At 72.5% G+C, this 12,818-nt stretch carries 11 protein-coding genes; 6 read left to right on the forward strand and 5 right to left on the reverse strand.

Annotation, left to right across the window (positions count from 1 at the left end):
- Window positions 1-8: 8 nt before the first annotated feature.
- Window positions 9-440, forward strand: coding sequence for a four helix bundle protein (locus tag J421_RS01605; RefSeq protein WP_104022124.1), 432 nt, complete (start codon window positions 9-11; stop codon window positions 438-440).
- Window positions 441-481: 41 nt separating this feature from the next.
- Here J421_RS01605 and J421_RS01610 read toward each other — a convergent pair whose 3' ends face one another.
- The 3 genes from J421_RS01610 to J421_RS01620 all read right to left on the reverse strand — a co-directional run bounded on the left by J421_RS01610 (window position 482) and on the right by J421_RS01620 (window position 4,112).
- The gene (locus tag J421_RS01610) at window positions 482-2,161 is read right to left on the reverse strand and encodes a M28 family metallopeptidase (protein WP_025409413.1); all 1,680 of its coding nucleotides are present in this window, start codon (window positions 2,159-2,161) and stop codon (window positions 482-484) included.
- A 77-nt stretch (window positions 2,162-2,238) separates the two neighbouring features.
- Entirely contained in the window at window positions 2,239-3,039 is an 801-nt protein-coding gene (locus J421_RS01615) for an extracellular catalytic domain type 1 short-chain-length polyhydroxyalkanoate depolymerase (RefSeq protein ID WP_236646334.1), read from the reverse strand.
- A gap of 188 nt (window positions 3,040-3,227) precedes the next feature.
- Window positions 3,228-4,112, reverse strand: a complete 885-nt coding sequence (locus J421_RS01620) for an aldo/keto reductase (RefSeq protein WP_025409415.1) — start codon at window positions 4,110-4,112, stop codon at window positions 3,228-3,230.
- A gap of 142 nt (window positions 4,113-4,254) precedes the next feature.
- Here J421_RS01620 and J421_RS01625 point away from each other — a divergent pair, with 142 nt between their 5' ends.
- From J421_RS01625 to J421_RS01645, 5 genes are all read left to right on the forward strand, one after another.
- Window positions 4,255-5,505: a pyridoxal phosphate-dependent aminotransferase gene (locus tag J421_RS01625; protein WP_025409416.1), complete on the forward strand. Its 1,251-nt coding sequence runs from the start codon at window positions 4,255-4,257 to the stop codon at window positions 5,503-5,505.
- Window positions 5,502-6,296 carry a class I SAM-dependent methyltransferase gene (locus tag J421_RS01630; protein ID WP_025409417.1) on the forward strand — a complete coding sequence of 265 codons (795 nt, stop codon included), beginning with the start codon at window positions 5,502-5,504 and terminating at the stop codon, window positions 6,294-6,296. The genes J421_RS01625 and J421_RS01630 overlap by 4 nt, the downstream gene beginning before the upstream one ends.
- 10 nt (window positions 6,297-6,306) lie before the next feature.
- A complete protein-coding gene (locus tag J421_RS01635; RefSeq protein WP_025409418.1) occupies window positions 6,307-7,113 on the forward strand; it encodes a nitrilase-related carbon-nitrogen hydrolase in 807 nt (268 codons plus the stop codon).
- A gap of 287 nt (window positions 7,114-7,400) precedes the next feature.
- On the forward strand, window positions 7,401-8,144 hold the full coding sequence (locus tag J421_RS01640) for a cytochrome b/b6 domain-containing protein (RefSeq protein ID WP_025409419.1): 744 nt from the start codon (window positions 7,401-7,403) through the stop codon (window positions 8,142-8,144).
- On the forward strand, window positions 8,141-8,944 hold the full coding sequence (locus J421_RS01645; protein ID WP_025409420.1) for a molybdopterin-dependent oxidoreductase: 804 nt from the start codon (window positions 8,141-8,143) through the stop codon (window positions 8,942-8,944). The genes J421_RS01640 and J421_RS01645 overlap by 4 nt, the downstream gene beginning before the upstream one ends.
- Here J421_RS01645 and J421_RS01650 read toward each other — a convergent pair.
- Window positions 8,920-11,286 carry a hybrid sensor histidine kinase/response regulator gene (locus J421_RS01650; protein ID WP_025409421.1) on the reverse strand — a complete coding sequence of 789 codons (2,367 nt, stop codon included), beginning with the start codon at window positions 11,284-11,286 and terminating at the stop codon, window positions 8,920-8,922. The genes J421_RS01645 and J421_RS01650 overlap by 25 nt on opposite strands.
- Before the next feature lie 83 nt (window positions 11,287-11,369).
- Window positions 11,370-12,668, reverse strand: coding sequence for a dipeptidase (locus tag J421_RS01655; RefSeq protein WP_025409422.1), 1,299 nt, complete (start codon window positions 12,666-12,668; stop codon window positions 11,370-11,372).
- Between the last annotated feature and the right edge of the window lie 150 nt (window positions 12,669-12,818).

Genomic DNA, 12,818 nt, shown 5'->3' on the forward strand with positions numbered 1-12,818 from the left:
TTGCAGGCATGGATATTCGCCTACCCTCGCTCGAGCAGTGGCTTGCCGGACCACGTGCCGATGTCCGCGGCGATCCGGTTTGGCGTCTTCCGGCATACCAGAACGCGCTCTTTGCCGCCGACGTCGCATGGCCCGACGTGTTGCTCCTCTCGAAACATCCAGTCACTGCGCCGATCGCAGGACAGCTTTACCGCGCACTCGGTTCAGTCGGTGCCAACCTGAGTGAGGGCTACAGTCGCAGCTCGGGTCGCGACCGCGTTCGGCTGTACGAGTACTCGCTCGGCTCGGCACGAGAGAGCGTCGTCTGGTATCGTCTCGGCCTGCCGCTACTCGGTCACGAGATCGTGCAGCATCGTCAGGACACGCTCGAGCGCATCATACGCATGCTGCTCATCACCATTCCGCGCGAGAGGCATCGCAACCTCGGCCGCGACTCGTGACGCCACGCAGCCACGCAGCCACGCAGCCACGCACCCACGCTTCACTGCCGACACGGCGCATTCGGGTCCGGCTTCGGCGCATCGAGCGGCGGGCGCGCGTCGGCGTTCGCGATGGAGCCCGCCGCGTCGTACACGAGGCGCGACACCCGGGCGAGGTCGCGATAGCTGATGTACTGCGCCTCGTCGGTCACCTGGTGATAGTCCTGGTGCTCGCCGCGCGACATCGCGAGCGACGGGATGCCATAGCGCGCGTAGCTGTAGTGGTCCGCCCGGCAGTAGTACTGCAGCGGATGCCCCGGCTGATCGTAGGTGTAGTCGAACACGAACGGGATCGGCTGGCGCGCGTTCGCCGCCTCCACCATCTCGCCGAACGCGCGCGACAGCCGCTTCGCGCCGACCACCTCGAGGTACGCGTCGCCGCCGGCGCCGGTGCCGCCGCGCGGGAAGTCGTGCACCGTGCCCCGCCCCACCATGTCCTGGTCGATCTCGGCCACGATGGAGTCGCGCGGCACCGTCGGATGATCGGCGAACCAGCGCGAGCCGAGCAGACCGGCCTCCTCGCCGGTGTGGCTCACGAACAGGATCGACCGCCGCGGCCGCTGCTCCGGCGTGCCGCGGGCCATGCGCTCGGCGATCTCGAGGATCGACACGGTGCCGGAGCCGTCGTCGTCGGCGCCGTTGCGGATCGAGTCGGGGCGCGCACGGTTCGCGCGACGCAGGCTGTCGAGGATCGTGTGGATGCGCCGCCACTCCTCGGCCGTCGGCTCGCGCGGCGGCGAGTCGGCGCCCATCGGTCGCACCACGGTGTTGAACGCGCGCAGCGAGTCGTGGTCGACGGGGCTGTGGTCGAACCCCACGTGGTCGTTGTGCGCGGTGAGCGACACGTACTCCCCGCGCAGCGACGGGTCGCGCCCGCGCAGCACCGCGACGACGTTGCGCGCCGGGAACGCGACGGGCGTGCGCGCGATGTCGAAGTGGCCGCTGAGGGCGCGCCCGGATGCGCCCGGCGCCGAGGGCGCCGAGGTGCCTAACATCGCTCCCGCCGCGGCGCGCGAGATCCAGAGCACGGGGACCACGCGCGGGTTGCGCGCGGTGTCGGCCACGGGGCGCCCCTCGCGCAGCCGGGCGATCGTCTCGGCGCCGATCTGCTCCAGCGCGACGAGCGCCACGGCCCGCGCGTCGCGCCAGTTCGCGGTCATGAATGCGAGGCCGCGCATCGACACGCCCGGCGGCAGGTCGAGCACGACGACCTTGCCCGCGGCCTGCTCGGCCGAGATCCAGCGCGCGGGATCGTTCGCCGGTCCGCCGTAGACGACCGGCGCGCCGTCGAGCACGCGCGGCGCCGCGCCGATGCTCGCCGGCACGAAGTCGCGGCCTAACGTCAGCGCGACGCCGCCAGCATCGAGTCGCGACGTGGCGTCGATCGCGGCGCGCCAGAACGGGACGGTCTGGAAGTACGTGCCGTTCTCCCCGGCGGGCTCGAGCCCGAGCCGACGGAACTCCGCGGCGATGTACTCGGCGGCCTGGTACGCGCCCGCGCTGCCCGTCTCGCGGCCCATCAGCGAGTCGTCGGCGATCAGGAAGAGGCGGCGCCGCAGATCGGCCTCGGTGATGTCCGGCGACGTCGCGGTGACAGGAGCGGGCGCGCGGGGGTGCGCGCAAGCGGCGAGCGAGTGAAGCGCGAGGAGCGCGATCGTGGCGGCGCGGCGCGGCAGGGACATGGCGGGTGTCGTCGAGAGCTCGGATGCACTACACCCACTACGCAACACGCGATCGCGCCGTCCGCAATGCGCGCTCGTCACTCCCGCATCGGATGCCCCTCGAAGAACGCCCAGATCGCGCCCGTCGCGTCGAGCGGCGAGGCGCGCACGGCGGGGTCGGACGGGTCGCCGGGCCAGCCGTGGCCGACGGTCCACAGCACGTCGAGCACGACGTCGGCGCCGGCCGCGCAGCCGCCCCACGCGCGCGTCGTCACGCCCGGCCCCTGCACCGCCGCCGGCGACGGCGCGCAGCCATTGCGCGCGGTCCACGAGGCCACCCAGCCCTCCGCCGCCGACACCGGCGCGAGCCGGTCGCGCGCGCCGTGGATCGCGAGCACCGGCACCGGCTGCGACGCCGCGCACGTCGCGTCGACGCGGTAGACGCCGGCGACGGTCGCGATCGCGGCGAACAGGTCGCTCATCGCGCACCCCGCACGCTCGGCCATCGTCGCGCCGTTCGACACGCCGGTCGCGTACACGCGCCGCGGGTCGATGCGCACGCGCCGCTCGACCTCGGCGACGACCGCGCGCACGAACCGCTCGTCGCCGTCGTCGGCCCGCCAGTGCCGTGCGCGCCCCTCGGGGTACACGACGACGAATCCCTCGCGGTCGGCGAGCGCGGAGAGCCCGCTCGCCCGCTCCTGCCGCTCCGCGCTCGACCCCGCGGCATGGAACGCGACGACGAGCGGCAGCGGCTCGTTAGGCGCCCCGCGCGGCACGTGCAGCCGGTAGCGGCGCTCGATGCCGTTCACGCGCACCGTCGCCATCGTCGACGTCGTGACGTCGGCCGCGGCGCGGGCGCTCGGCACGGCCGCGAGCGCGAGCAGGAGCACGAGCATGCTCACGCGGAGCCGCGGAGGGCGCGGAGAACTGCCGCTTCGAATCGAACCGCAGAGGACGCAGAGGATCGCAGAGGAGCACCACTTGCTGTTGGTTTCCTCTGCGGCCCTCTGCGCCCTCTGCGGTTCGATCGCACGGCAAAGACAGCTCTCCGCGTGCTCCGCGGCTCCGCGTGAGACGAAACGAGTCACGCCGCGCCCACCTCGCGCGAGAGCGCCTCGACCTCGTCGGCCGACAACTGCAGCGACGCCGCGGCGACGTTCTCGTCGAGGTGCGCGACCTTCGACGTGCCGGGGATCGGCAGCATCACCGGCGAGCGCTTCAGCAGCCACGCGAGCGCGACCTGCGCCGGCGTCGCGCCTAACCGTTCGGCGGCGCGCGCCAGCGTGCTGCCGGGCTGCGCGAGCTTGCCGGTGAGCAGCGGGTACCACGGGATGAACCCGATCCCCTCGCGCTGGCAGTACTCGAGCACGTCCTCCGACTGCCGCTCGGCGAGGTTGTAGCGGTTCTGCACCGTGGCGATCGGCACCACGCGGCGCGCCGCCTCGATCTGCTCCACCGTCACCTCGCTCAGGCCGACGTGGCGCACCTTCCCCTCCTGCACGAGCTCCGCGAGCAGCCCGAACTGCTCGTCGGCGGGGACGTCCTTGTCCACGCGATGGAGCTGGAACAGATCGATGCGCTCGACCTTGAGACGCGAGAGACTCCCCTCGCACTCCGCGCGCAGGTACGCCGGATCGCCCTTCGGCGTCCACCTCCCCGGTCCCGGCCGCTCGAGCCCCGCCTTCGTGGCGATGACGAGCCCCTCGGGATACGGGTGCAGCGCGTCGGCGATAAGCATCTCGCTCACGTGCGGGCCGTACGAGTTCGCCGTGTCGATGAAGTTGACGCCGAGCTCGGGAAGGCGGCGCAGCACGCGCAGGCATTCCTCCGGATCGGCCGGCATCCCCCAGATGCCGGGCCCGGTGATCTGCATCGCGCCGTAGCCGAGGCGGTGGATCGGGAGGTCGCCGCCGAGGGCGAAGGTGCCGCTCGCTGCAGCGGTCGGAGTGGTGGGCAACGTGGAAGTCATACCCGTCGGTTGGGCAAGGCGCGCGCCGGCCGGACTTCGTACACGAAAACAACTATTGCGTGGCGCATTGCATTCGTGGACGGGATCGGACAGCGTGCGAGACGAGGATCGTCATCCACCGTGTCCCCAGGCCCACCACACGATGCCTTCCCACGTCCTCGACCACATCTCGCTCGGCAAGATCGTCCAGATCCGCGAACGTCTGCTCGACGCGCAGGCCGCCGGCGCGAAGGTGTACCGCTTCGAGTCCGGCGACCCGAGCTTCTCCGTCGCGCCGCACATCCTCGCCGCGCTGAACGACGCCGCGGCGCGCGGGCAGACGCACTACGTCGCCACCTCCGGCATCCCCGCGCTGCGCGCGGCGATCCGTCGGAAGCTCGAGCGCGTGAACGACATCCCGCTCGCGAGCGACGACGCGGTGTTCGTGACCAACGGCGCGATGCACGGGCTGTTCGTCACGTTCGAGGCGCTGCTCGATCCGGGCGACGAGGTGATCCTGCCGGATCCGATGTGGACCGAGGTCGCGGAGCACGTGCGCCTCGCCGGCGGCTACGCGGTCGGCGTGCCGCTGCACGAGGGCGACGGCTACGTGTACGATCCCGACGCCGTCGCGCGCCACGTGACGCAGCGCACGAAGGCGATCTTCGTGAACACGCCGCACAATCCGACGGGCGCGGTGCTCGATCGCGAGCGGCTGCGCGCGATCCTCGAGATCGCCGACCGCAAGGGGCTGTGGGTCGTGAGCGACGAGGCGTACGAGGACGTCATCTATCCGCCGAACGCGCACCACTCCGCCGCCGCCGTCGCGCGCACGGTGTCGCGCGACCTCGCCGAGCGCGTGGTGAGCGTGTTCTCGTTCTCGAAGAGCCACGCCATGAGCGGCCTGCGCGTCGGCTACGTCGCGACGCCGAGCGCGCAGCTGCAGGAGCGGCTGCCGAAGGTGCTCCGCTGCTCGATCAACGGCGTGAACTCCGTCGCGCAGTGGGCCGCCACCGCCGCGCTCGAGGGTCCGCGCGACCATCTGGAGGCGATGCGCGCCGAGTATCTCGTGCGGCGCGACATCCTGCTGGGCGCGCTCAAGGGCATCGACGGCGTGCGCCCGTTCACACCGCAGGGCGCGTTCTACCTCTGGGTCGCGCTCGACCCGTCGGTGTACCGCCGGCTCGGCGTCGGCGACGCGAACGAGCTGTCCGACACGCTCGCGTCGTTAGGCGTCGGCTCGGCACCGGGCGAGGCGTTCGGCGAGCACGCGAAGGACGCGATCCGCTTCGCGTACTCGTGTGACACGACGATGGTGCGCGAGGGATCGGCGGTGCTGCGCGCGCTGCTCACCGGCGAGCGTCCGCTGAAGCCGAGCGCCGACCGCGGGGCGGTCGCGGCGACGGCGGGATGACCGCGGGCGGGGCCTACGACGTCGTCCCGGAGGTCGGAGCCCTCTACGACGCCGTCCCCGCATACGGTGCGCGACGCGACGTCGCGTTCTACGTCGAGGAGGCGACGCGCGGCGGTGGGCCGGTGCTGGAGCTCGGCTGCGGCACCGGCCGCATCACACTGCCGATCGCGCGCGCCGGCGTCGCCGTCGCGGGGCTCGACGCGTCGGAGGGGATGCTCGCGCGCTGCCGGACGAAGCTCGACGCGGAGCCCGGCGCGGTCCGCGAGCGCGTCACGCTCCACCGCGCCGACGCGCGGGACTTCTCGTTAGGCACCACGTTCGCGCTCGCCATCGCGCCGTTCCGCATCCTGCAGCATCTCGTCGGCGTCGACGACCAGCTCCGGTGCCTGGCGAGCGTGGCGCGTCACGTCGTGCCGGGCGGCCGGCTCGTGCTCGACGTCTTCAACCCGAGCTTCGCCGCGCTGACGCGGGACCGCGCCGCCGAGCAGGAGGACACGACGGTGACGCTCCCCGACGGCCGCGTCCTGCGGCGCACGGTGCGCATCCCGCGCGTCCGGTGGACCGAGCAGGTGAGCGAGACGGAGCTGATATACTACGTGGGCGCGCCCGGCGACCCGCCGCGGCGGGTCGTGCAGGCGTTCGACATGCGCTGGTACGTCCGCGCGGAGCTGGTCCACCTGCTCGCCCGCACGGGCTTCGCCGTGCGCGAGATCCTCGGCGACTTCGACCGGTCGCCGCTCACCGACGGCGCGCCCGAGATGATCGTGCGCGCCGAGCGCCTAACGACGTGACGGGGGAGAGATGAGCGAGACCACGCTGCGCATCGCGCTCGTGCAGATGGCGGTGGCGGACGGCGCGCCGGAGCGCAACGTCGCGCGCGCCGAATCGCTCGTCGGCGACGCAGGGCCGGCCGACCTGTACCTGCTGCCCGAGCTGTGGACGACCGGCTACGCGCACGGTACGTGGCGCGACGTCGCGCGTCGGCACACGCCGGCCGCGGTGGCCGCGATGCAGCGCCTCGCCGACGCTCGAAACGCGTGGGTGGGCGGCAGCGTGATCACCGAGACGGCGAGCGGCGCGCTCGCGAACCGGCTGTGGCTCGCGCAGCCCGACGGACGTGCGCCCGTGTGCTACGACAAGGCGCACCTGTTCGCGGCGATGGACGAGCCGAAGCATCTGACCGGCGGCGCGCAGCGCGTGCGCGCATGCATCGGCGACGGCGCGCGCGCGATCGACTCGGCGCTCAGCATCTGCTTCGACCTGCGCTTCCCCGAGCAGTACCGCCGCGACGCCGTCGACGGTGCGCAGCTGTTCGTGGTGTCGTCGGAGTGGCCGCATCCGCGCGGCGAGGCGCTGCGACTGTTCGCGCGCGCACGTGCCGCCGAGAACCAGGCCTACCTCGCGCTCTGCAACCGCGTCGGCCCGGCCGCCGACGGCGCCGTGTTCTGCGGCGGCTCGTGCCTCGTCGCGCCGAACGGCGAGGTGCTCGTCGACGCGGGCGACTCCGACGAGACGGTCGTGGTGGGAGAGGTCGACCGCGCGGTCGTCGACCGGTACCGGGCGGAGTTCCCGGTCGTGCCGCTGCGCGTGGAGGGCGTCGACTACTGAGTGGCACGCGGAGCCGTGGAACGGCATTGAACCGCAGAGGACGCAGAGGGCCGCAGAGAACGTCAACAGCAAAGACCTGGGGATGAAAGGATCCCAGGATCCCTCAGGATCCTTTCATCCCCAGATCGCTTGCTGTTCGAAGAGGCAGTCCTCTGCGGCCCTCTGCGTCCTCTGCGGTTCAATTCAAAGGACCCGTTCTCCGCGTGCTCCGCGGCTCCGCGTGAGCCTTCTGGGAACCATTCTCGCCTGCCCGGCATTCAGGCAGCGTCGCCTCCGAGGAAGCCGCCATGCCTGAGACGCGGGTCCGCCACCACTGGGTCGTCAGAGTCACGCACTGGGCCGCCGCGCTCGCGGTCGGCCTCATGATCACGTCCGGGCTGCGCATCTTCAACGCGTATCCCGCGTTCCACCGCAAGGGGCAGACGTTCTGCTGCTACCCGTTCGAGGGGCACCCCATCCCGAAGTGGCTCACGTTCGGCGGCTGGCTGGCGGGCGCGCGGCACTGGCACTTCGCGGCGATGTGGCTGCTCGTCGCCGCGGGCGTCACGTACGTGATCTTCAACTTCCTGCACGGCGACTGGCGCGACCTCGTGCCGCGGCGCGGCGACGGCCGGCGCGCGGTGGAGATGATCCGCTTCTACCTCGGCCTGCGCCGCGACCACCCGCGGCAGGGGAAGCACAACACGCTGCAGAAGCTCACGTACTTCACGCTGCCCGTCGTCACCGCGCTCGTCGTGCTCTCCGGGCTCGCGATCTGGAAGCCGGTGTCGTTAGGCTGGCTCACGAGCCTGTTCGGCGGCTACGTGTGGGCGCGCTACTGGCACTTCGTCGGCATGGTGCTCGTCGCGCTGCTCGCGGTGGGGCACGTCTTCATGGTGCTCGCGGTGGACCCGTACGCGCTGCGGTCGATGACGACGGGCGGCTACGACGAGCGGCTGTCGCCGGAGTCGCGCAACGCGCGGCCGTTCCACCACCTGCTGCCGAAGTGGGCGGGCACGCGCCCGGCGCCCGACATGGAGAAGGCATCGTGAGCCGCGACCTGCGCATCCTCGCCGCGCAGCTCGTCGACCGCGCGGCGCACCGTCTGGAGACCGAGGCCTCGCTCGACCGCCGCGCGTTCCTCGCGCGCGGCACGTCGCTCGCCGCGGCGCTCGCCGGCGCGGCGCTCGCCGCGTGCGACTCGCAGGGCCCGCGCGCCGCGCAGCGGCTGCTGCGCTTCGCCGAGCGAAAGAACGAGGGCGTGGAGCGGTGGCTGCTGCGCCACACCGCGATGGACCACGCCCGCCGCGGCGCGCACGCCGCCGGGATGGCGTTCCCGTCGTACCACGTCGCGCGCGCCGTGCCGACGTGGGACGCGGCGGCACGCGGCCCGTGGGCGCTCGAGGTGTCGGGGCTCGTGCGCACGCCGCTCCGCCTGTCGCTCGAGCAGCTCGTCGCGCTGCCGCAGACGCAGCAGCGCGTGAACCACTACTGCGTGGAAGGATGGAACGCGGTGGCGACGTTCTGGGGCGTGCGGCTGCGCGAGCTCGCGCGGCTCGCCGGTGCGCTGCCCAACGCGCAGTACGTCGACTTCCAGAGCTTCGACGTCGACGGCGACACGCCGTACCACGAGAGCTGGGACGTCGAGAGCGCGACCCATCCGCAGACGCTCGTCGTCTACGCGAAGGACGGGCAGTTCCTCTCCCCGGCCTACGGCGCGCCGGCGCGCGTGCACTCGCCGATCAAGCTCGGTTACAAGAACACGAAGTACCTGACGCGCGTCGTGTTCATGGCCCAGCGCAACGGCGGCTACTGGACGGACGCGGGCTACGAGTGGTACGGAGGGACGTGAGTGCGGAGTGCCGCCTCTTTCACGGCGGCCACCAGCGTCTCCGCCGTGAACGGCTTCACGATGATGTGCTGGCCGTCGCGCACGAGGTGCTGTGAGAGCAGGTCGTCGGTCGTGTAGCCCGACATGTAGAGCACCGGCAGGTCGGGGAAGCGCGCCGCGATGCGGTCGCCGAGCTCGCGGCCGCCGAGGCCCGGCATCTGGACGTCGGTGAGCACGACGTGCGGCAGCGTACCGCGCGTCGCGTCGGTGGCGAGCAGCGCGAGCGCGGACTCGGCGCCGTCGGCGGTCGTCACCGCGAAGCCGCCCTGCTTCAGGATGCGCTGGGTGATGCGCCGCACCGCCGGCTCGTCGTCGACCACGAGCACGCGATGGCCCCCGGCCGTGGTCGGCGCGCCGGCGGGATCGGCGGGTGGCGCCGGCTCGGGCGCGAGCTGCGGGAAGTAGATCACGAACGTCGTCCCCTCGCCGGGGCGCGACGCCACGGTGAGGTGGCCCCCCGACTGCTGCACGATGCCGTAGACCGTCGCCAGGCCGAGGCCCGTGCCGCGTCCGCGCGGCTTCGTCGTGAAGAACGGCTCGAAGATGCGCGCGAGCGTCGCCTCGCTCATGCCGACCCCCGTGTCGCGCACCGTCAGCATGCTGTACGTGCCCGGTGGCACCACGCCGTGGACGTGCGGCGTGCCCCGCGTGAGCGTCACGGCCGTCGTCTCGATCGTCAGCGTGCCGCCGTCGGGCATCGCGTCGCGCGCGTTCACGGCGAGGTTGATGAGCAGCTGCGAGAGCTGCGTCGCGTCGGCGCGGATGCCGCCGGCGTCGGGGCAGAGCCGGATCTCCAGACGCACCTGCGGGCCCACCGCCTGCTCGAGCAGCCGCTGGATCGCCGGCACGGCGGCGCTCAGCTCCACGCGCGCCGGACGCAGCACCTGCCGGCGGCTGAACGCGAGGATCTGCCGCGTCAGGCCCTCCGCGCGATCGGCCGCGGCGACGATGTCGCCTAACGCCTCGCGCGCCGCGTCGTCGGCGGGCAGATCGGCCAGCACGGCGTCCGCGTTGCCGCGGATCACCATGAGGAAGTTGTTGAAGTCGTGCGCCATCGAGCCGGCGAACTGACCGAGCGCCTCCATCTTCTGCGCCTGGCGCAGCTGCTCCTCCGCCTCGCGCCGCGCCGTGATGTCGCGCGCCACCCAGAGCACGGTGCCGTCGCCGAGGGGCGAGCACGTGGCGGCGAACCACGTACGGCCGCGGGGCACGTCGAGCGCGTACTCCAGCGTCGCCGGCGCACCGGAGACGAGCGCGGCGTGCACCACGCCGAGCACCGCCTCGGCGACGTCGCGCGGCAGCACGTCGTGCACCTTACGGCCGATGAGCGTCTCGGGCGGCGCGATGTACAGCTCGTAGCACGCCGGCACGGCGCGCAGGTACGTGCCCTCGGCGTCGAGCACGAGGACGACGTCGGCGAGCGCGCCGAGCAGCGTCCGCAGCTCGCGCTCGCGCGCGGCCAGCTCCGCCTCGGCGCGCTTGCGCTCGCGCAGATCGCGCATGACCGCGGTGAAGCGTGGCACCTCGTCGGTGCCGCCGATGCCGGGATGCGGCACGATCACCATCGACACCGGGATGCGCTCGCCGGTCAACGAGAGCAGCTCGCCCTCGCCCGTCCACGTCTCGCCGCGCTCCACGGCCGGGAACGCCTCGCGCAGCAGCAGCGCGATGGTCTCCGGCGGATGGAGATGCGGCGCGAGAATCGTCGACAGATCGTCGCTCGGCGCGATGCCGACGAGTCGGCGACCGGCGTCGTTCAGGAACAGGATGCGGCCGTCGTGGGAGCTCATCCCGACGAAGTCGGGGGTCGCCTCCATCGTCTTCGCGAGTCGCGCGCGCATCGCCTCGGCGCGGCGGTCGGCCGTGACGTCGCGGTAGGCGGCGCGCGTGCCGACGCAGATCCGGCGGCCCGGCATCGCGGGATCGTCGACCATGATCGGGACGGCGCGGCCGCGGCAGACGACGCGGTGACCGTCCTTCGCCACGAGCACCGCCTCGAACTCCTCGATCGTCTCGCCGGTCACGAGGCGCCGCCCGACGTCCATGTAGCGCCCGCGGTCCTCCGGGGCGACGAGATCGGGCGCCGACAGCGACGCGGCCTCGTCGGCCGTGTACCCGAGCGTGCGCTGCCAGGCGCGGTTCACGAACGTCAGCCGCCCGTCGGGGGTGGCGGCGCAGACGAGATCGGTGCTGGCGTCGAGCAGCTCGCGGAGCATCCGCACGTCATCGGCCTCGGTCACGGGCGCGAGGCCCGGTACGGCGACGCGACGCGACTCGATCAGGAGCGAACCGGAGATCGACATCGGAGGGCGCGGAAGGGGCGGGGTCGCGTCGGGCGGGGGAGACGCGACCGGTGAGAGACGAGCGATCGCTGGCGTCGTAACGGTTACGGGTGCGTCACGTTAGGCCGATCGAGCTCGCGGATCGTGGCGGCCGATGCGGGGCGCGACCGGCGCAGCCGCGCCGAGACGGCCTCTGCCTCGCGCAGCGCGCGGAGCACGTTGCCGCTCGCGAGCTTCGCGAGGTCGGCGTCGGACCAGCCACGGCGAGCGAGCTCGACGAACAGCATCGGATACGACGTCACGTCGGTCATCCCTTCGGGCCAGTCGGAGTTGCCGTCGTAGTCGCCGCCGAGCCCCACGTGGTCGATGCCCGCGACCTTGCGCACGTGCTCGACGTGGTCGGCGACGTCCTTCACCGTCGTCTTCGGCTCCGGGTGCGAGGCTTCCCACTCACGCACCGCGGCGCGCGCCGCCGCCGTGTCGCCGTTCGCCCGCCGGCGCGCGTCGGCGACCGCCGCCTCGCGCGTCTTCTGCCAGTCGTAGACGGCCTGCGAGATGAAGCTCGGGACGAACGTCACCATCACCACGCCGCCGTTCTTCGGCAGCCGCGCGAGGATGGAGTCGGGGACGTCGCGCGGGTGGTCGGCGATCGCGCGCGCGGAGGAGTGCGAGAAGATGACCGGCGCCTCCGTGACGTCAAGCGCGGAGCTCATCGTTCCCGGCGACGTGTGCGAGAGGTCGACGAGCATGCCGAGGCGATTCATCTCGCGCACGACCTCGCGGCCGAACGGCGTGAGCCCGCCGTGCTTCGCGGTGTCGAGCGCCGCGTCCGCCCAGTCGAGCGTCACGTTGTGCGTGAGCGTCATGTAGCGCACGCCGAGGTCGTAGTACGTGCGGAGGAGCGAGAGCGAGTTGTCGATCGCGTGCCCGCCCTCCATACCGAGGAACGACGGGATCTTGCCGGCGCGGAACGCGGGCATGACGTCGGCCGCCTTCGTCGCGAGCACCATCTTGTCCGGGTAGCGCGCGATGATGCGCCGCGCGACGTCGATCTGCTCGAGCTGCACGGCAGCGTACCCGGGCCGGTCGGTCACCGCGCCGTCGCGCGCGTACGCGGGGTCGGTCGGCTCGCCGGGGATGTAGACGGACCAGAACTGCCCGGCGAGGTGTCCCTGGGCCATGCGCGCGAAGTCCGTCTGGCCGGTGGTGTGCTGGCGCAGGTCGTAGCCCTCGACGTCGAGCGTGCCGTGCTTCCCTGCCCGGTCGCCGGCCTCGCGGATGGCCCACGGGAGGTCGTTGTGCCCGTCGATGAGCGGCGTGGACTTCAGCAGCCGCTCGACGCGGGCGCGGAGCGCGGCATCGGACGGCTGGGCGGCGGGCTGGGCGTCGGCGGCGGTGGCCACGAGAGCGGCGGCGAGCAGGAGCCGCGCGGCGAGGGGGGGGCGGGTCGCATGGCGGTCGGTGGGGGGAGACGCGGACGAACGTCGAAAGGTACACGCGGGGACCGCGTTCGATGGGGCGCGCATCCGTTCGTCCCTCCGCGCTGTCGGATG

The sequence above is a fragment of the Gemmatirosa kalamazoonensis genome, from assembly GCF_000522985.1.
GTDB lineage: Bacteria > Gemmatimonadota > Gemmatimonadetes > Gemmatimonadales > Gemmatimonadaceae > Gemmatirosa > Gemmatirosa kalamazoonensis.

Coding starts and splice junctions, on each gene's coding strand:
- J421_RS01605 (WP_104022124.1), top strand. CDS start 9: ATGGATATTCGCCTACCCTCGCTCGAGCAGTGGCTTGCCGGACCACGT.
- J421_RS01610 (WP_025409413.1), bottom strand. CDS start 2,161: ATGTCCCTGCCGCGCCGCGCCGCCACGATCGCGCTCCTCGCGCTTCAC.
- J421_RS01615 (WP_236646334.1), bottom strand. CDS start 3,039: ATGCTCGTGCTCCTGCTCGCGCTCGCGGCCGTGCCGAGCGCCCGCGCC.
- J421_RS01620 (WP_025409415.1), bottom strand. CDS start 4,112: ATGACTTCCACGTTGCCCACCACTCCGACCGCTGCAGCGAGCGGCACC.
- J421_RS01625 (WP_025409416.1), top strand. CDS start 4,255: ATGCCTTCCCACGTCCTCGACCACATCTCGCTCGGCAAGATCGTCCAG.
- J421_RS01630 (WP_025409417.1), top strand. CDS start 5,502: ATGACCGCGGGCGGGGCCTACGACGTCGTCCCGGAGGTCGGAGCCCTC.
- J421_RS01635 (WP_025409418.1), top strand. CDS start 6,307: ATGAGCGAGACCACGCTGCGCATCGCGCTCGTGCAGATGGCGGTGGCG.
- J421_RS01640 (WP_025409419.1), top strand. CDS start 7,401: ATGCCTGAGACGCGGGTCCGCCACCACTGGGTCGTCAGAGTCACGCAC.
- J421_RS01650 (WP_025409421.1), bottom strand. CDS start 11,286: ATGTCGATCTCCGGTTCGCTCCTGATCGAGTCGCGTCGCGTCGCCGTA.